The sequence below is a fragment of the Nocardia pseudovaccinii NBRC 100343 genome, assembly GCF_001613225.1.
Lineage (GTDB): Bacteria > Actinomycetota > Actinomycetes > Mycobacteriales > Mycobacteriaceae > Nocardia > Nocardia pseudovaccinii.
The window spans coordinates 26,065-44,384 of record NZ_BDBY01000171.1; the positions used below are offsets into that span (position 1 = coordinate 26,065).

Below are 18,320 nucleotides of genomic sequence, written 5' to 3' on the forward strand. Positions count from 1 at the left end.
GATCAGGCGGGTTGTGCGGATGGCTCGGCTGTCGGGAGATCGGACTGTGCTGATCGCGTGTAGCGCTGAGCGAGCACGGTGCAGGTCAATAGCTGGATCTGGTGGAAGACCATGAGCGGCAACACGATCAAACCGACCTGATGTCCCGCGAACAGGACCGAGGCCATGGGGAGACCGGTGGCCAAGCTCTTCTTCGAACCGCAGAATACGGTGACGATCTGATCGGGGCGGGCGAAGCCGAGGAGGCGACTGCCGAAGGTGGTAATCGTCAGGACTGCGGCGAGAATGCCTGCGCAAACCGCGACGATCGCCAGTAGCGCCCGCGGCGAGATGCCGCTCCAGATGTGTTCCACCATGCCCGCGCTGAAGGCGGCATAGACGACGAGATAGACCGAGCCACGATCGACGGCCTTGGTCACCGTGGCATGCCGCAGCAGCCAGGTCATCCTGGGGCGCAAGAGTTGACCCGCCAAGAACGGCAGCAGCAACTGAACGACGATCGCGAGCATCGCGGTGGGCGAGACGGTCGCATTGCCGGTGGTGTCCATCAGCAGCACGACCAGTAACGGCGTCGCGAAGACGCCGACCAGATTCGACAGCGACGCGCTGACCACCGCGCCCGCCACATTGCCTCGGGCAATCGAGGTGAAGGCGATCGATGACTGCACGGTCGACGGCACCAGACACAGGAACAGCACGCCGGTGTAGAGATCGTCGGTCAGCACCGATGGCACCAGCACATGCAAGGTCAGCCCGATCAGCGGGAAGATCAGATAGGTCACCGCCAGCACCGCAGAATGCAACCGCCAATGCCGCAATCCGGCGAGCGCCTCACGCGGCTCGAGTCGGGCGCCATAAAGCAGGAACAGCACACCGATCGCGATCTTGGTTGCCCAGTCGAGCGCATCGGCCGCGACACCCCGCGCGGGCAACAGCGCGGCCACCGCGACGCTGGCCAGGATGCCGAGCATGAACGCATCGATCCGGAGTTTGGCGAGGAACTTCACCAGTCGACCGTACGACTCGGCCAATTGAACGCGAAAGGCGTTCAGAAGGATATCTGTAAACGCAGACAGTGATAATTGTGGGTGTGTTCGAACCCGAACTGCTACGCACCTTCCTTGCCGTCGAGCGCGCGGGCGGATTCACCGCCGCCGGGCGCATCCTCGGCCTGCGTCAGTCCACCGTCAGCGGCCACATCGCCCGATTGGAGAAGGCCGCGGGTCGCGAGCTGTTCCGCCGCGATACGCGCAATCTCGCGCTGACCGCCGACGGTGCGGCCATGGTCGGCTTCGCCCGGACCATCCTCGACGCGCAGGGCCAGGCCGAGCGCTACTTCTCCGACTCCACCCTCACCGGCCTGATCCGGCTTGGCGCCTCCGACGATGTGATGGCCCGCGAACTCCCCGACGTACTGCTGGAATTCCAGCGCACCCATCCGGGGGTCGATCTGGAACTCACCGTCGGCCTGAGTGAAAACCTCAAAACCCGGATGGAGACCGGTGAACTCGACTTGGTCGTCGGCAAACGCCTGCCCGGTGAACGGCACGGCGAACTGCTCTGGCGCGACCGTCTGGTGTGGGCGGGCCGTTCGGCCACAACGGAATTCGATGATCCGGTCCCGCTGGTGACCTATCCGCCACCCAGCCTCACCCGCCGCATCGCATTGCAGGCACTCGAACGCGACGCCCGCACCTGGCGCGTGACCTGCACCAGTGACAGCCAGCTCGGCTTGCGTGCCGCGGTCCTCGCCGGTCTCGGCGTCATCGTGCATGCCGAAACCCTGATCCCGGACGGTCTGCGCGTGCTCGGCGACCCGCGGCTTCCGATGCTCGGCGACCTCGAATTCGTGCTGATGCGGCGGCGGACGACCCTGTCCGCGCCGGAGCAGGCGCTGTGCGACGCGATCGTCGCCACTGCCCGCCGCTTCGGCTGAGCCGCGCCCGTGCGGATGTGTCGGAGCCGGTCGATAGGCTTGGATTCGTGGCAGATCCCGCGACCTACCGGCCGAAGCCGGGCACGATTCCCGTTGAACCCGGTGTCTACAAATTCCGGGACGCACACGGGCGTGTGATCTATGTCGGCAAGGCGAAGAGCCTGCGCAGCAGGTTGAATTCGTACTTCGCCGACGTGGCTTCGCTGCATCCGCGGACCAAGCAGATGGTCACCACGGCGGCAGGCGTCGAATGGACCGTGGTCTCCACCGAGGTGGAAGCCCTTCAGCTGGAATACAACTGGATCAAGGAGTTCGATCCGCGATTCAACGTGCGGTATCGGGACGACAAGTCGTATCCGGTGCTGGCGGTCACCTTGAACGAGGAGTACCCGCGGCTGTTCGTCTATCGCGGCGCGCGCAAGAAGGGGGTGCGGTACTTCGGGCCGTACGCGCACGCCTGGGCCATTCGGGAAACCCTGGATCTATTGCTGCGGGTCTTCCCCGCGCGCACCTGCTCCAACGGAGTCTTCAAGCGGCACAACCAGATCGGGCGGCCGTGCCTGCTCGGCTATATCGACAAATGCTCGGCCCCGTGCATCGGCCGCGTCGATGCCGACGAGCATCGCCGGATCGTCGAGGACTTCTGCGACTTCCTGGCTGGACGCACCGATCGCATGGTGCGCGACTTGGAGCGCCGGATGCACGACGCCGCCGAGGACCTGGACTTCGAAACCGCCGCCCGGCTGCGCGACGACGTTCAAGCGCTGCGGCGGGCACTGGAGAAGCAGGCCGTCGTCCTCGGCACCGGCACCGACGCCGATGTGGTGGCCTTCGCTATCGATGAGCTCGAGGTCGCGGTCCAGATCTTCCACGTCCGCGACGGCCGGGTGCGCGGTCAGCGCGGCTGGGTGGTCGACAAATCCGGCGACGCCATCGACGGCCAGGAGGCCGGTGGCGAGGTCGCCGCACTGGTCGAGCAGTTCCTCACCCAGTTCTACGGCGAGCAGGCCGCACAGGCCGAACAGGGCGAGGACGAACAGGGCGAGGCCCAGCAACCGGCCACCGCGGTGCCGCGCGAGGTGCTGGTGCCGGAACTGCCCGCCGATGCCGAACAGGTGGAGGAATGGCTGAGCAAACTACGCGGCTCCGCGGTGCGGCTGCGGGTGCCGCAGCGCGGTGACAAGAAGGCGCTCGCCGAAACCGTGCAGCGCAATGCGATGGAGGCGCTGGCCCAGCACAAACTCAAGCGTGCGGGCGATCTGACCTCGAGATCCGCTGCGCTGCAAGACATTCAAGATGCCCTCGAGCTGGACAGCGCGCCGCTACGAATCGAGTGCGTGGATATCAGCCACGTGCAGGGCACCGATGTGGTGGCTTCGCTGGTGGTCTTCGAGGACGGCCTGCCGCGCAAGTCCGAGTATCGCCACTACACGATCAAAGAGGCCGCGGGCGAGGGCCGCTCCGACGATGTCGGCAGCATCGCGGAGGTGACCAGACGGCGGTTCTATCGTCTGCGCCGCGAACGCGACGAGCTGGCGGCCGAGGAGCTGGCATCCGGTCAGGAGAACGGACACGTCGACGACGACCTCGAACTGACTTCACGCCCCGGCATCGACCCACGTACCGGCCGCCCGCGCAAATTCGCCTACCCGCCCAATCTCTACGTGGTCGACGGCGGCGCGCCCCAGGTCGCGGCCGCCGCGGAGGTCCTCGACGAACTCGGCATCACCGATGTCGCGGTGATCGGCCTGGCCAAGCGACTGGAGGAGGTATGGGTGCCGGGGGAGAGCGATCCGGTGATCATGCCGCGCAACAGTGAGTCGCTGTATCTGCTGCAGCGGGTGCGCGACGAGGCGCACCGCTTCGCCATCACCTTCCATCGGAGCAAACGCTCCCGTCGGATGACCGCGTCCGCACTGGACTCGGTGCGCGGCCTCGGCGAGTCGCGCCGGACCGCGCTCGTCACCCATTTCGGGTCGGTTGCCAAACTGAAGGAGGCCACGGTCGAGCAGATCACCGAGGTACCCGGCATCGGTGTGGCGACCGCGAAGGCCGTTTTGGCCGCTTTGCGGGAGGAATAAGACACCTACGTTGTGTGTCTGCGCCCGATACCGGAACCGGTGCGGGATGATCGACACGCACCCTGACACAGATCCGGTAGGACATGACACGCGTCGAATCGAACAACAGTGCGGGCAGCCCGCGGTCGACCGCTGGGCGGACCGGCCCCGCGGGCACCCTCGGCGCATCTGTCGAACGCGGCGGCAACCCGGCGCAGCCAAAGGTCGAGGTGGTCATCGTGACCGGCCTATCCGGCGCGGGCCGCGGTACCGCGGCCCGGGTACTTGAGGATCTGGGCTGGTATGTCACCGATAACCTGCCGCCCGAGCTGATCGGGCGGATGGTCGAACTCGGCGCCTCCGCCGAACCGCCGATCCGCAGGCTCGCGCTGGTCATGGATGTGCGCAGCCGTTTTTTCACCGGCGATCTCTCGGCCGTCACCGATCAGCTGCGGTCCGCGGGCGTGCCGACCAGGATCCTGTTCCTGGAGGCCTCCGATGACGTGCTGATCCGGCGCTTCGGCTTCGCGCGCCGACGCCACCCGCTGCAGAGCGAAAGCGCCGACGGTACGCTCTCCGCGGGCATCGCAGCCGAACGGATCCGCCTCTCCGCCGTGAAGACGGCGGCCGACCTGGTGATCGACACGACCGAACTCTCGATCCACCAGCTGCACCGCAAGCTGGAAGAGGCCTACGGCGGCGGCGCGCCCACCGCACTGCAGCTGACAGTGCAGTCGTTCGGATTCAAGTACGGGGTTCCACTCGATGCGGACATGGTGTTGGATGTGCGTTTTCTACCCAATCCGCATTGGATACCGGAACTTCGGGAACATTCGGGACAGGAGACCGTGGTCAGCGAGTATGTATTGTCGCGTCCCGGCGCGGCCGATTACTTGAGCACCTGCCACCACCTGGTCGACCTGACGACGAATGGTTACCGCCAAGAGGGGAAGCGATACATGACGGTGGCAGTGGGCTGCACCGGAGGTAAACACCGCAGCGTGGCGATCGCCGAGGCGCTCGGCGAACTCATCGGTTCGGAGACGGAGAAATCCGGCCCGGCCGATGTCGTGCGGGTCGTGCATCGGGATCTGGGGCGCGAATGACGGGGTGGGAATCGGATCCCGCCATAGTTGCGCTCGGTGGCGGGCACGGGCTGTACGCGACGCTCACCGCGGTCCGGCGGCTGACCAGAAAGATCAGCGCGGTGGTGACCGTCGCCGACGACGGCGGATCATCGGGCCGACTGCGCGCCGAACTCGGCGTGCCACCGCCCGGCGATCTGCGCATGGCCCTGGCGGCGCTGGCCGCCGACGGCGACGATGTGTGGACGCGCACCGTGCAGCACCGCTTCGGCGGCACCGGCGCGCTGGCCGGACATTCGGTCGGCAATCTGATCCTCGCGGGCCTGACCGAGGTGCTCGGTGATCCGGTCGCCGCGCTCGACGAGGTCGCCAAGATGTTGCGAATCACCGGACGGGTGCTGCCGATGTCGCCCATCGCCCTCGATATCGAGGCGGATGTTTCTGGGCTGGAAGCGGATCCGCGGGTGAGCCGCTGTATCCGCGGCCAGGTCGCCATCGCGACGACACCGGGCAAGGTGCGGCGGGTGCGGCTGATTCCGTCCGATCCGCCTGCCAGTCCGGAGGCAACCTCGGCCATCGAACACGCCGATGTCGTCGTGCTCGGCCCGGGTTCCTGGTTCACCAGCGTAATTCCGCACGTGCTTGTGCCCGAATTGCGTGACGCGCTGGTCTATACCAGAGCACGCAAGGTGCTGGTACTGAATCTGGCCGCGGAGCCCGGAGAAACGGCGGGTTTCTCCGCGGAACGCCATCTACATGTATTGTCCCAGCACGCACCGGAATTCGTGGTCGACGAGGTACTGGTCGATTCCGGGTCGGTGCCGGAGGGTCGCGAAAGAGAACATGTGGCCAGGGCTGCCGAACAATTGCGGGCGCGAGTAACCTTCTCCGATGTCGCCGAAGCGGGAACCGACCGGCATCACCCCGGAAAGCTTGCCGCCGCACTGGATCAGCTGATCCGGCAACCTCGGCCACATATGGCAGGGCTTCGAGTCGAGGGACGGCACATGGGTCAGGATGTGCGTTCCGGGTTGGGTGGAAAGGAGCGCGTCTCGTGGCGATGACAGCCGAAGTGAAGGACGAGCTGAGCAGGCTCACGGTCTCGCAGGTGAGTTCTCGCAAGGCGGAATTGTCTGCGCTGCTGCGGTTTGCGGGCGGCCTGCACATCGTCGGCGGGCGGGTGATCGTCGAGGCCGAGGTGGATATGGGTTCCATCGCGCGTCGGCTACGGCGCGAGATCTTCGAGCTCTACGGCTACGGCTCCGACGTGCACGTGCTCGGCGCGGGCGGTCTGCGCAAGACCTCGCGCTATGTGGTACGGGTGTCCAAGGAGGGTGAGGCGCTGGCCAGACAGACCGGTCTGCTCGATGTGCGTGGCCGTCCGGTGCGCGGTCTGCCCGCACAGGTGGTCGGCGGCAGCATCGGCGATGCCGAAGCCGCTTGGCGCGGAGCGTTTCTGGCGCACGGCTCGCTCACCGAACCCGGTCGCTCCTCGGCGCTCGAAGTCAGCTGCCCCGGTCCGGAGGCCGCGCTGGCACTCGTCGGCGCGGCGCGGCGGCTCGGCATCACCGCGAAGGCGCGTGAGGTGCGCGGCACCGATCGGGTGGTGGTGCGCGACGGCGAGGCCATCGGCGCACTGCTGACCCGGATGGGCGCACAGGACACCCGGATCGTCTGGGAGGAGCGCAGGCTGCGCCGCGAGGTGCGGGCTACCGCGAACCGCCTGGCCAATTTCGACGACGCCAATCTGCGCCGATCGGCCCGCGCCGCGGTCGCCGCCGCCGCGAGAGTCGAACGCGCACTGGAGATTCTGGGCGACGAGGTGCCCGACCATTTGGCCGCGGCGGGCAAGCTGCGCGTGCAGCACCGTCAGGCGTCATTGGAGGAACTCGGCCAGCTCGCCGATCCGCCGATGACCAAAGACGCTGTGGCAGGCCGGATTCGGCGGCTGCTGTCGATGGCGGACCGCCGGGCCAAGGAGTTGGGGGTACCCGATACCGAATCGGCCGTCACGGCCGAACTGCTCGACGAAGCGTGAGCAGAATCGCCGCCCCGCGGGGCGGCGATTCGCTTTTCCGAGGCCGGGCTGTCCACCCGGCTTACGGTCCGAAGCCCGCCGTGGCAGCGCCTGCCGGGCCCGCTCGGATCGCAGGTGGCCGCGGCGGGGCACCGGATTCCATGGTGAGCCGAGACAAGGACAGGGACGGCGGATTTGTGCACCGAAACCACATGCGCGGGCGTCTGTGCAGGTCCCGCGTTCTCAGGAATGTCAGGTGCGTGTCGGAGAGGCTACGGTCGGGCACTACTGTGGTCTATGGCATCGGAATGAATCCGCTTGAAAGCTGAGGAGCGATAACGTGACTGTCCGGGTAGGCATCAACGGCTTCGGCCGTATCGGACGTAACTTCTTCCGGGCGGTGGAGGCGCAGAAGGCGCTCGGCACCACCGACATCGAGATCGTCGCGGTCAACGACCTCACCGACAACGCGACGCTGGCCACTCTGCTCAAGTACGACTCGATCCTGGGCCGCTTGCCGCAGGACGTTTCGCTGGACGGCGACGACACCATCGTGGTCGGCGACCAGCGGATCAAGGCGCTGGCCATCAAGGAGGGCCCGTCCGCGCTGCCGTGGGGTGACCTCGGCGTCGACGTGGTCGTCGAATCCACCGGCATTTTCACCGACGCGACCAAGGCGAAGGGCCACATCGCCGCGGGCGCCAAGAAGGTCATCATCTCCGCGCCCGCCAAGGGTGAGGACCTGACCGTCGTCATGGGCGTGAACGACGACAAGTACGACGGCAGCCAGAACATCATCTCCAACGCGTCCTGCACCACCAACTGCCTCGGTCCGCTGGCGAAGGTGCTCAACGACAGCTTCGGCATCGAGCGTGGTCTGATGACCACCATCCACGCCTACACCCAGGACCAGAACCTGCAGGACGGCCCGCACGGCGACCTGCGCCGTGCCCGCGCCGCCGCGCTGAATATCGTGCCCACCGGCACCGGCGCCGCGAAGGCCATCGGCCTGGTGCTCCCGGAGCTCAACGGCAAGCTCGACGGCTACGCGCTGCGCGTCCCGGTCCCGACGGGCTCGGTCACCGACCTCACCGTGACCCTGAGCAAGTCGGCCTCGATCGATGACATCAACGCCGCCTACAAGGCCGCCGCCGAAGGTGCGCTGAAGGGCATTCTGAAGTACAACGTGGACCCGATCGTGTCCAGCGACATCGTCACCGACCCGCACTCGTGCATCTACGACGCGCCGCTGATCAAGACCATCGATGACCAGGTGAAGGTCGTCGGCTGGTACGACAACGAGTGGGGCTACTCCAACCGCCTGGCCGACCTCATCGGCCTCGTCGGCAAGTCGCTCTGACATGGCGGTCGAGACACTCCAGGATCTGCTGAACGAGGGTGTCGAGGGTCGGGGCGTACTCGTGCGCTCCGACCTGAACGTCCCCCTCGACGAGAACGGCGAGATCACCGACCCGGGCCGCATCATCGCCTCGGTGCCGACGCTGCGTGCGCTGGTCGAGGCCGGTGCCAAGGTCGTCGTCACGGCGCATCTGGGCCGTCCGAAGGGTGAGCCGGATCCGAAATTCTCCCTCGCTCCGGTCGCGGTGAAGCTGGCCGAGTTGCTTGGCCGTAATGTCCAGCTGGCCGGTGACGTCGTCGGCTACGATGCGCTGTCGCGTTCGGAGGGCCTCACCGACGGCGATGTGCTGCTGCTGGAGAACGTGCGCTTCGATGCGCGCGAGACCAGCAAGGACGACGCCGAGCGGGCCAAGCTGGCCGCGGCGCTGGTCGAGCTGGTCGGCGATGACGGTGCGTTCGTCTCCGACGGCTTCGGTGTGGTGCACCGCAAGCAGGCCTCGGTCTACGACGTGGCGAAGCTGCTTCCGCATTACGCGGGCACGTTGGTCGCCGCCGAGGTCGAGGTGCTGGCCAAGCTGACCGAGAACTCGGAGCGCCCGTACGCGGTTGTGCTCGGCGGTTCCAAGGTCTCCGACAAGCTGGCCGTCATCGAGGCACTGGCCCCCAAGGTGGACACCCTGGTGATCGGCGGCGGCATGTGCTTCACCTTCCTTGCCGCACAGGGCCTTTCGGTCGGCGCCTCGCTGCTGCAGGAGGAGATGATCGAGACCTGCAAGGGGCTGCTGGAGCGCTACGGGGATGTCATCCATCTGCCGCGCGATATCGTCGTCGCGAATGAGTTCGCGGCCGACGCGGACTCGAAGGTGGTGCCCGCCAACGAGATTCCGGACGGCTGGCTCGGTCTCGATATCGGTCCCGAGTCGGTGGACCGGTTCGCGGCACTGCTCACCGAGGCGAAGACGGTGTTCTGGAACGGCCCGATGGGCGTATTCGAGTTCGAGAACTTCGCCGCGGGTACCCGGGGTGTCGCCGAGGCGATCGTGACCGCGACGGGCAAGGGTGCCTTCACCGTTGTCGGCGGTGGCGATTCGGCCGCGGCCGTGCGCGCGCTCGGCCTGCCCGAGGACGGTTTCTCGCACATCTCCACCGGTGGCGGTGCATCCCTGGAATACCTCGAGGGCAAGGAACTGCCCGGTATCGCGGTACTGGAGGACTGAACCATGGCACGCAAACCGCTCATCGCGGGCAACTGGAAGATGAACCTCAACCACCTCGAGGCCATCGCCCTGGTGCAGAAGATCGCCTTCGCGCTGCCGGAGAAGTACTTCGCCAAGGTCGACGTCGCGGTGATTCCGCCGTTCACCGATATCCGCAGCGTGCAGACCCTTGTCGAGGGTGACAAGCTGCTGCTCACCTATGGTGCGCAGGATGTCTCGACGCACGACGAGGGCGCGTACACCGGCGAGATCAGCGCCGCCATGCTGTCCAAGCTGGGCTGCACCTTCGCGGTCGTCGGCCATTCGGAGCGGCGGCAGTACCACTCCGAGGACGACGCCACCGTGCTGGCCAAGACCAAGCAGGCGCTGAAGTACGGGATCACCCCGATCGTGTGCATCGGCGAGGGTCTCAATGTCCGCGAGGCGAAGACCCATGTCGAGTACAACCTCGAGCAGTTGCGTGGTTCGCTCAAAGGTCTGACGGCCGAAGAGATTTCGAAGATCGTCATCGCCTACGAGCCGGTCTGGGCCATCGGCACCGGTAAGGTCGCTACCCCCGCCGACGCGCAGGAAGTCTGCGGTGCGATTCGCGCGGAGCTCGTCGAACTGGCCTCGCCCGAGGTAGCGGCGGGCGTGCGGGTGCTCTACGGCGGTTCGGTGAATGCCAAGAATGTCGGCGAGCTGGTCGCGCAGACCGATATCGACGGCGCGCTTGTCGGCGGCGCGTCGCTCAAGGGCGACGAGTTCGCCACGCTGTCCGCGATTGCCGCGGGTGGTCCGCTGCCCTGACGAGTGAATGTTCGAATCAGCCCGGTAGCACGCTCGAGCGCGTGTTGCCGGGCTGATTTGCGTCGGGCCTTCCCGCTCGGGGCGAGGCATACCGGCGCCCGGGATGCGATGCTGTTCGAGTCTCTGATCCGTAGGCCGACAAGGACTTTCACGTGAGATCAACGAAGGCGCGCGCACTGGTGACGGTTGCGCTCATGGCGTCCACCGCGTTCGGGGCCGGATGCTCCGACGATTCTCCCTCGCCGGTGGAAACCATATCGAGTTCCGAGGCGGCTCCCACCAACCAGGATGCCGGGCACCAGAAATTGAATCAGCTGGTGGGCGAATGGAATGGCGCGAAGTCGACATTCATCGCGGGTGGTACCGCGGACAATCCGATCAAGAGCGATATCACCTCGCGCTGGCATTGGATCGGCAAGACGGGCAACAACTTCATGCAGGAGGAGGCCGAGGGTACCTTCGGTGGCAAGCCATACTACCGGCTCGGCACGCTCGGCTATTCGCCGACCGACGACCGCTACGAATGGTCGACGGTAGACAGCGTGACGCCGATGATGATGACCTACAAGGGCGCAAAGGCCAGCGGCAGCGCCGCCGACATCGGGGTGGCGGGGGAGTTCACCGATCCGGGTGTGCTCGGTCCGCAATTCGTCGGCAAGACGATTCCGATGCGGACGGTGATCGAGCTGGAGTCGGCCGATCGGGTGACCATGGAGCTCTACTTCGCCCCGCCCGGGGAGGCGGAGCGGATTGCGGACCGGGTGATCCTGACGCGGAAGTAGTTGGAATCAGAGGTGATTCACGATGAAACCGCTGGCGGTGAGTGCCAGCTCGAGTGGCTCGTCGTGCGGGTCCATCGAGATCTCGGCGGTCCGCACGTCCGGATAGTGCACGTGTAGTCGGTACAGGGTGCCGCGCAGGAGGTGGGCGAGTTCGGCGGGCTGCTTGGTGGCGTGCACGATGTACAGCTTGGCGGTGGTCTCGGAGATGCCGACCGAGCATTCGGCCAGGAGTGCGCCGTCGGGGTCGATAAAGCCCAAAGTGAAGGCGGTGTGCAGGAATTCGTCGCGCGCGGCGAGTAGCGCGGCGACGGTATCCATATCTGAGCCGCCGTGTTCGGTGCGGCGGATGCGGCCCGCGGCGGTGTAGAGCTCGGCGTAGCGGACGAGGGTTACCTGGGACGGCGGCGCGGGTAGCTTCTCGATGTGGGCGGACGGAAGATCCGGCCACGGGCCGATCTCGGTATGCCAGCTGCGTTTGCGGTCCGGGTGGCGGAGATCCGGTGTGCGGGAGGTGTTTTGGTTCACGGCTATGCCGCGCGCAGGGTCAGGCCGAAGCCGTTGGTATTGCGCAGGATCAGCGTGTCCGCGTCGATGGTCGCTGTCGTCTTGCCGTCGAGGGCCTTCAGCACCGCCTGCTCGACCTCCATGATCTCCGGCGCGCACGCCATCTTCGTGGTGCCGATCTGGAACGTGACGTCCGGACCGTTGGCGGTGGGCGATGCGGTGGCGTGGCCGGTCATGCGATTGCATCCGGCGCTTCCGGCGACCCCACCGTCCGCCGCGATGGCGAGCGTCGGCTTCACATCGTCCAGCGTCTGGGAACGGATCTGCGCATCGGGCGTCATCAGGGCGGAGACGATCCATGTCGTGCCGACGAGCGGCCTATCGGGTTGGGCGACCTTCTTGTCCAGCAACGTGACCGTTGTTTCCTTTCCGGTCAGCGTCAGTGTCGAATCGTCGATCCGCCACTTCGGCAGCGACGTCAACACCTTGTCCTGCCAGCTGTCGGCCTGGCTCCGTTCATCCGGACAGGCAATCAGGGTGCTCGAGAGCGTGCCGACGTGCAGGATCCCATCGGCCAGATCCACCGTGCCATTGGCCGTATTGCAGCCGGAGTTCGCCGAGATCTTGCCATCGGTAAAGGCGAGCGTCATCGGTCCGCCGCCCGGAATCTGCTGCCCCTCGACCCCGGTCGAGACAAATGTGCGCCCCATCGGCGACCCCGCCGGTTGGTTCTTCTTCTCATCGTCTCCCGAACAGCCAGCCACCAGAGCGGCCGCCATAGCCAGCAGAATCCCGACGCGCACCGTTGTAGCCGACATGTAGCCGATGGTACGGGCGTTGCCGCTGGAAACCGCGCAATTCAGCTGGCCGCTGCGGCGGGCGCGACCTTCGAAACAGGTAGTGGATTACTCATGCCGGTGTGTCGGGACGCGGCACAGACTTGATTCCGGGGCCCGGATCGATGCGGCGATCCGCGTTTCGGAGAGGTGGCTATGAGAAGTGAGGCGCGAGCGTTTCTTGTCGCTGCGGCCGCTGCGGCTGTGCTCGGCGCGGTGGCGGTACCGATGGCGGTGTCGGCGCCTACGACAACCACACCTACGCCGACCACATCTTCGACAACCGCAGGGCAGGCGGGACCGTGCACTACGGCCCGCCCGGCGGTGGGGGAGACTTGCCCGCGTCCCGACCCCACTTTCGACGTCGCGCCAACCCGCGCGGAACGCGGCACAGAGATCGCAGTGAACGGCACTTACTGGCCGTGCACCGTGGTCCGGCTTACTCCGAGCTGGTCCGGTTCGCCGCAGAACGCGTCGGTCTCCCATGGGACGTTCGCCACTTCCATTGCCGTGTCCAATCAGGCCGCAACCGGCCCGCAGACGATCAGCGCGGCTTGTGGCGAGGCATCTGCGGTCCGGCAGATCACGATCGACCCTCGCTCCGGCACGACCACCAAGCCGATCACGACGACCACCACTCGAGCAGCTGTCGCGGAAACATCCGCCACGCCGACCGCAGGGTCAGCGGTGGACAATCCGCAGCGGGGCAACCACTTCGGTGCAGTATTGGGAACCGGCTTGCTTCTCCTCGCCGTCGGTGTGGCGACGCTGCTGCTGCGCCTGCGGCGTAGGCAGCCGCTCGGTCGCACGCGAGGCCGTCGAGGGGAGTCGGCCGACCACCGACGGCCCCGGCCGGTCGCCGCACCGACCCGAGCCGTGCCGAGGTCGTAGCCACCAGAACCGCACCAATGGCGAACGGCACGTAGTTCGACCCGTAGCTATGCTCGGGCCAGTGACCACTGCTGATGCGACGACACCTTTATCCACCTGGGCGCCGTTACGGTCGCGAATCTATCGGGCGCTCTGGATCGCGCAGTTGGTCTCGAATCTGGGTACCTGGATGCAAACCGTTGGGGCGCAGTGGATTCTGGTCGACGCGCCCAATGCCGCGACGTTGGTGGCATTCGTACAGACGGCGACGACATTGCCGGTGATGCTGTTGTCGATCCCGTCGGGGGTGTTGGCGGATCTGTTGGATCGGCGCCGGTTGTTGGTCGGGGCGCAGTCGGCGATGGCGGTGTTGGCGGCGGTGCTCGCGGTGTCGACGGCGACCGGGCACACCACTCCGGGCGTGCTGTTGACGTTGCTGTTCCTGCTCGGGTGCGGGCAGGCGTTGACGGCGCCGTCTTGGCAGGCGATTCAGCCGGAACTCGTTGCGCGCGAACAGATCCCGTCTGCCGCCGCGTTGGGCAGTATGAATATCAATATCGGGCGCGCGGTCGGGCCCGCCATCGCGGGCGTACTGGTCTCCGTGTCCGGGCCGACGCTGGTATTCGCGCTGAACGCGATGTCGTTCGTCGGCATCGTGACGGTGCTGCTCAGCTGGCGAAGACCGGCGAAGGAACGGAAACTGCCCAGTGAACGTCCGCTGGCGGCGCTGCAAGCGGGCACTCGGTTCATTCGCGCCGCGCCCGCGATCCGGCGGGTGCTGTTGCGCTCGATTCTGTTCATCGCGCCGGCGAGCGCGCTGTGGGCGCTGCTTCCGGTCATCGCCCGCGACGAACTCGGCTTGTCCTCATCGGGCTACGGTCTGCTGCTCGGCGCGCTCGGGCTCGGCGCGGTGACGGGGGCCGTCGGCTTGGGACGGGTCCGTGCCCTGCTGACACCCACGCAGCGCTTGACCGCGGCCGCGATCCTGTTCGGCATCGCCTCGGCGGGGGCGGCGATGTTGCACAGCGTGCCGGTGGTGCTGGTGCTGCTGGTCGGGGCCGGATTCGCCTGGCTGCTCGCGATGTCGACGATGAACTCGACCATGCAATTGCTGCTGCCCGCATGGGTGCGGGCGCGCGGGTTGTCGGTGTACATGCTGGTATTCATGGGCGGCCAGGCACTCGGTTCGCTGGTGTGGGGTCTGGTCGCCGGTGCGGTGGGGCCGGTGGCCGCACTGCTGGCGGCGACGGTGCTATTGGCAGGTTCCGCGCTCAGTTCGGTCTGGCTGCCGATCCGCCACAACGCGGAGGAGGTGGATCTGAGTCCGAGCGTCTTCTGGCCGGAACCGCAGCTCGTTGTCGAACCGGATCCCGAGGACGGGCCGGTGCTGGTGTTGCGTACCTACGATGTCCCGCCGGAGAAGATCGACGAATTCCTGGCCGCGATGGTGTTCGTCGGACGGTCCATGCAGCGCACCGGCGCGATGGAATGGCGGTTGTACCGCGACGTCGGGGTGATCGATCGCTACGTCGAGGCCTTCGTGGTGCGCTCCTGGTCGGAGCATATGCACCAGCATCAGGTGCGGCTGACCGCTCAGGACCAACTGCGCGAACGCGCCGTCGCGGAGTTCATGATCGGCCAGGACACCGCCACGCACCTGGTTGCGGTAGACACACCGTAGGTCGCGTCGAGTCGGGGTGATTATGCGGGTACCGACCCGCACCCATAGACTGTCCGGCATGCGGATGTTCCTGGATATCCTCCTGATCGTCACCAGCGTGCTGCTGGTGCTGCTGGTGCTGCTGCACCGCGCCAAGGGTGGAGGTCTGTCCAGCTTGTTTGGTGGCGGCGTGCAGTCCAGCCTGTCGGGTTCGACCGTCGTCGAGAAGAACCTCGACCGCATCACCATCTTCACCGGCTTGATCTGGCTCATCGCCATCCTCGGCATCGGCCTGGAGATCAAGTTCGCCTGAGTTGCCCGGCGACGACGACGGCTGCCGCTGTCGCCGCCGCCAGCACGAGGGTCGCGATTACGAAGGCCATCGCATAGCCGTCGCCGATTACCGGTGCGACGACCAGCGGCCCCAGCATCTGCCCCGCGCCGTAGACCGCAGTGAGGGTGGCCGCAGCCCGGTGGTCGGTCAGTTCGATGCCGATCTGGATCGCGAGCATGCAGATGCCCATGAACGTCCCGCCGAACAGTGCAGCCGCGATGATCGCCGACCACATGGTCGTCGACCAGGCGAGCAGGGCCGACGAGGCGCACTGCGCGAGCAGTGCGAAGACCAGGGCGGTCGTCGGCGTCCAGCGATGTGCGGCAATGCTCCAGAGTATTGCCGGTGCGGCGGCCGCGCCGACGATCACCCACATCGCCGAGCCGACGGTCGCGTTGTGTGCGCCGACGGCGGCGACCAAGAAGGTGCCGATCACGATATAGCCGACGCCTTCGAGCGAGTAGGAGATGAGCAGCGCGCGCCAAGCTGTGCTTTTCCGTTTCGCGTGGACTACCTCGGCCCTGCGCTCGTCGTGAAATTCCAGTCGGAAGGCGGGCAGCAGTAGTAGGGCGGTCAGACCGGCGGCGCCGAGCCACAGGCCCTGCCAGGACAAGACCGGCTGCGCGGCCAGCGCGAGCAATCCGGTGAGCGCGATACCGAACCCGACCCCGCCGAAGGCGATGCCCGCGGCATGCGCGCGGCCACCGAGCCGAGCGATCGCGCCCGCGCAGCCGACGAAGATCACCGCGCTGGCCAGCCCCGCGATCAATCGCAGCAGCGCGAGGATCACGGTCGGGCCGGGCAATACGACCAACGCTTCGCTGACCACCAGGACCGCGGCCGAAATGCGAAAGATATTGCGGCTGTTCATCTCCGGACGACGCGCGAGCAGGACCGCGCCCACCAGATAGCCCGCATAGTTGGCGGCGGCGATGAGCGCGCCATCGTGGGCGTCGATGCGGTGCGCGTCCACCATCGCGGGCAGGATCGGTGTGTAGGCGAAGCGCCCGACACCGACGGCGCCTGCCAGGCCCGCACCTGCGGCGAGTGCCGGTGCGAGGGTGCGGCGTGGGGTGTCGAGGAGAGCTGATGCGGTCACAAGATCCGACGGTATGGTCCGCTGACAAGCTTGTGAAATGCTTTCTGTGCACGATGTATACGCTCGACGCATGGATATCGAGCTGCGGCACCTGCGGGCATACGTCGCGCTCTGCGAGGAAGCGAACTACACCCGCGCCGCCGCCCGCCTGCACCTCAGCCAGCCCGCGCTGACCCGAACCATCCAGCAGTTGGAGCGCCTGGTCGAATGCCGGTTGATCGAACGCACGTCCCGGCGCTTCGAGCTGACCGAAGAGGGAGCCGAGCTGCTCGAACACAGCAGGCGCATCATCGGCGATATCGCGACCGTCCAAGCGGATCTGCGCATGCGCGCCACGATCGAGGTCGGATTCTCCTGGCTACTGCCCGATGCCTGGTTCGCCGCGATCCGCACCCGCTACGAGGCGCTCGGCGGCGGGATTTCGCTACGCCGCGTGGAGGATCCGATGGCGGCACTCGACGACCGCTCGATCGATATCGCCATCCACCGCAACGATATCTGGCTGCCACACCATCTCGAATCCCGCGAAATAGGTTCGGAGCAGCGGGTGCTGGCGGTTTCGGTGCATTCGCCGCTGGCAACCGCGGTCGAGCTGCGCTGGGCCGATCTCGCGCACTTTCCGCTGGTGGCCAATACCGTTTCCGGCACCACCGATGCCGGATCATGGGATGCACCCGATCCGAACCGTACCGTCATCACCTGCACGAATTTCGACGAATGGATCGAACTCGTGGCGGCGGAACGTGGTATCGGGATTGTGCCGGTGCTGGCGCGGTCTCGGGCACCATATCCGGGCGTGGTCTATGTCGATATCGTCGATGCGCCGCGTTCGCATATCTATCTGACCTGGCGGGTCAAGCCGACGCCGTTGCGATCGGTGCAGCGCTTTCTGAGTCTGGTCTGAATCTCAGTCGTTGCGCGGGATGCGGCCGTCGAGGTCGGTGAAGCCGTACTCGTCGGCGAGATCCGCTATGCGCCAAGCCGATCCGGAGCGTTGGCTACGGTCCGGATCGGCGGCGAGTGCGACGACGGCACGGCCCGGGAAGCGGGGGGATTCTGCGTTGTCGAGGTCGTAGGTGCCCTCGCCGGGCAGTGTGACGACGCGGCGGCCGTCCCTATCGCGTGGAACCATTTGCAGCAGTTCGGTGTCGACGATTCCGGGCCACAGCGAGACCACCGTGACGCCCGACTCGGCGAGATCGTCGGCCATGTCCGAGGTGAGCCGGTCCAGCGCGGCCTTGGCGACGCCGTATACCGCGTTGTGCATATAGCGCTCGGCGCCGGGGGAGGAGATATTGGCGATCAGGCCCGCCGATTCGATCAGCAGGGGAGCCGCGAAAACGCTTGCGACGTAATGTGACCGGAGGCCGACGTCGAATGTCTCATCCCAGGCCTGCGGCGGCACCTCCCAGAACGGTTTGCCCAGCCAACGCGCGGCAGCGGGGGCGTTGTAGACGTTGTTCACCAGCACATCGAGTCGTCCGTGCTCGTTGCGGATCCGCTCGAATAGTCGCTCGACCGCATCGTCGTCGCGGTGATCGCAGACCACCGGAACCCCGATGCCGCCGAGCAGGTCGATCTCGGCCGCGGTAGCGTGCACGGTCCCAGGCAGCCGTCCTGGTACGGCCGAGCGCCCGGTGACGAAGACGGTGGCGCCCGCGGCGCCCAACTCCAGCGCGATGCCCTTGCCGATGCCGCGGCTCGCGCCGGTCACCACCGCGACCCGGCCGCCTAGAACCTGAGGTATTCCGTTCACGATCCCGGGACATTAC

18 protein-coding genes are annotated in these 18,320 nt (G+C 66.6%); 13 read left to right on the forward strand and 5 right to left on the reverse strand.

The annotated features are described in order from the left end of the window. Window positions 1-2 precede the first annotated feature (2 nt). Window positions 3-1,007 (reverse strand): bile acid:sodium symporter family protein, encoded by a 1,005-nt coding sequence (locus tag NP3_RS20520; RefSeq protein ID WP_063043246.1) that lies wholly within the window; start codon window positions 1,005-1,007, stop codon window positions 3-5. Window positions 1,008-1,084: 77 nt separating this feature from the next. Between NP3_RS20520 and NP3_RS20525 the strand changes: the two genes are divergently transcribed. The 9 genes from NP3_RS20525 to NP3_RS20565 all read left to right on the forward strand — a co-directional run bounded on the left by NP3_RS20525 (window position 1,085) and on the right by NP3_RS20565 (window position 11,245). Next, the gene (locus NP3_RS20525) at window positions 1,085-1,936 is read left to right on the forward strand and encodes a LysR substrate-binding domain-containing protein (RefSeq protein ID WP_063043212.1); all 852 of its coding nucleotides are present in this window, start codon (window positions 1,085-1,087) and stop codon (window positions 1,934-1,936) included. Between the two features lie 47 nt (window positions 1,937-1,983). Beyond that, a complete protein-coding gene (gene uvrC / locus NP3_RS20530) occupies window positions 1,984-4,017 on the forward strand; it encodes an excinuclease ABC subunit UvrC (protein WP_063043213.1) in 2,034 nt (677 codons plus the stop codon). 83 nt (window positions 4,018-4,100) lie between these two features. Then, window positions 4,101-5,102, forward strand: coding sequence for an RNase adapter RapZ (gene rapZ, locus NP3_RS20535; protein WP_084508728.1), 1,002 nt, complete (start codon window positions 4,101-4,103; stop codon window positions 5,100-5,102). Further along, entirely contained in the window at window positions 5,099-6,145 is a 1,047-nt protein-coding gene (locus NP3_RS20540; protein ID WP_063043214.1) for a gluconeogenesis factor YvcK family protein, read from the forward strand. The genes rapZ and NP3_RS20540 overlap by 4 nt, the downstream gene beginning before the upstream one ends. Further along, window positions 6,136-7,119, forward strand: coding sequence for a DNA-binding protein WhiA (gene whiA, locus NP3_RS20545; protein ID WP_040692075.1), 984 nt, complete (start codon window positions 6,136-6,138; stop codon window positions 7,117-7,119). Before NP3_RS20540 ends, whiA begins: the two co-directional genes overlap by 10 nt. Window positions 7,120-7,438: 319 nt before the next feature. After that, window positions 7,439-8,458 carry a type I glyceraldehyde-3-phosphate dehydrogenase gene (gap, locus tag NP3_RS20550; protein WP_063043215.1) on the forward strand — a complete coding sequence of 340 codons (1,020 nt, stop codon included), beginning with the start codon at window positions 7,439-7,441 and terminating at the stop codon, window positions 8,456-8,458. A 1-nt stretch (window position 8,459) separates the two neighbouring features. Beyond that, complete coding sequence (locus tag NP3_RS20555; RefSeq protein WP_063043216.1) at window positions 8,460-9,674, forward strand: phosphoglycerate kinase; 1,215 nt, start codon at window positions 8,460-8,462, stop codon at window positions 9,672-9,674. Between the two features lie 3 nt (window positions 9,675-9,677). Continuing rightward, window positions 9,678-10,463, forward strand: a complete 786-nt coding sequence (tpiA, locus tag NP3_RS20560; RefSeq protein WP_063043217.1) for a triose-phosphate isomerase — start codon at window positions 9,678-9,680, stop codon at window positions 10,461-10,463. A 152-nt stretch (window positions 10,464-10,615) separates the two neighbouring features. Beyond that, entirely contained in the window at window positions 10,616-11,245 is a 630-nt protein-coding gene (locus tag NP3_RS20565) for a DUF1579 family protein (protein WP_157124420.1), read from the forward strand. Between the two features lie 6 nt (window positions 11,246-11,251). Here NP3_RS20565 and NP3_RS20570 read toward each other — a convergent pair whose 3' ends face one another. Further along, window positions 11,252-11,770, reverse strand: a complete 519-nt coding sequence (locus NP3_RS20570) for a hypothetical protein (protein ID WP_063043219.1) — start codon at window positions 11,768-11,770, stop codon at window positions 11,252-11,254. 2 nt (window positions 11,771-11,772) lie between these two features. Further along, complete coding sequence (locus NP3_RS20575) at window positions 11,773-12,567, reverse strand: META domain-containing protein (RefSeq protein ID WP_063043220.1); 795 nt, start codon at window positions 12,565-12,567, stop codon at window positions 11,773-11,775. A 174-nt stretch (window positions 12,568-12,741) separates the two neighbouring features. On the opposite strand from NP3_RS20575, the gene NP3_RS48085 reads away from it, so the two are divergent. Genes NP3_RS48085 through secG form a run of 3 tightly spaced genes read left to right on the forward strand, consistent with a single transcriptional unit; the run spans window position 12,742 to window position 15,428 of the window. Beyond that, window positions 12,742-13,476, forward strand: a complete 735-nt coding sequence (locus NP3_RS48085) for a hypothetical protein (protein ID WP_157124421.1) — start codon at window positions 12,742-12,744, stop codon at window positions 13,474-13,476. Between the two features lie 49 nt (window positions 13,477-13,525). Continuing rightward, complete coding sequence (locus tag NP3_RS20585; protein WP_084508729.1) at window positions 13,526-15,136, forward strand: MFS transporter; 1,611 nt, start codon at window positions 13,526-13,528, stop codon at window positions 15,134-15,136. A gap of 58 nt (window positions 15,137-15,194) precedes the next feature. Continuing rightward, window positions 15,195-15,428 (forward strand): preprotein translocase subunit SecG, encoded by a 234-nt coding sequence (gene secG / locus NP3_RS20590; RefSeq protein ID WP_063043223.1) that lies wholly within the window; start codon window positions 15,195-15,197, stop codon window positions 15,426-15,428. Here the strand turns inward: secG and NP3_RS20595 are convergent. After that, on the reverse strand, window positions 15,415-16,548 hold the full coding sequence (locus NP3_RS20595; RefSeq protein ID WP_063043224.1) for a YbfB/YjiJ family MFS transporter: 1,134 nt from the start codon (window positions 16,546-16,548) through the stop codon (window positions 15,415-15,417). The genes secG and NP3_RS20595 overlap by 14 nt on opposite strands. A gap of 70 nt (window positions 16,549-16,618) precedes the next feature. Between NP3_RS20595 and NP3_RS20600 the strand changes: the two genes are divergently transcribed. After that, window positions 16,619-17,452, forward strand: a complete 834-nt coding sequence (locus NP3_RS20600; protein ID WP_063043225.1) for a LysR family transcriptional regulator — start codon at window positions 16,619-16,621, stop codon at window positions 17,450-17,452. Between the two features lie 3 nt (window positions 17,453-17,455). Here the strand turns inward: NP3_RS20600 and NP3_RS20605 are convergent, their stop codons facing one another. After that, entirely contained in the window at window positions 17,456-18,304 is an 849-nt protein-coding gene (locus NP3_RS20605) for an SDR family NAD(P)-dependent oxidoreductase (RefSeq protein ID WP_063043226.1), read from the reverse strand. Between the last annotated feature and the right edge of the window lie 16 nt (window positions 18,305-18,320).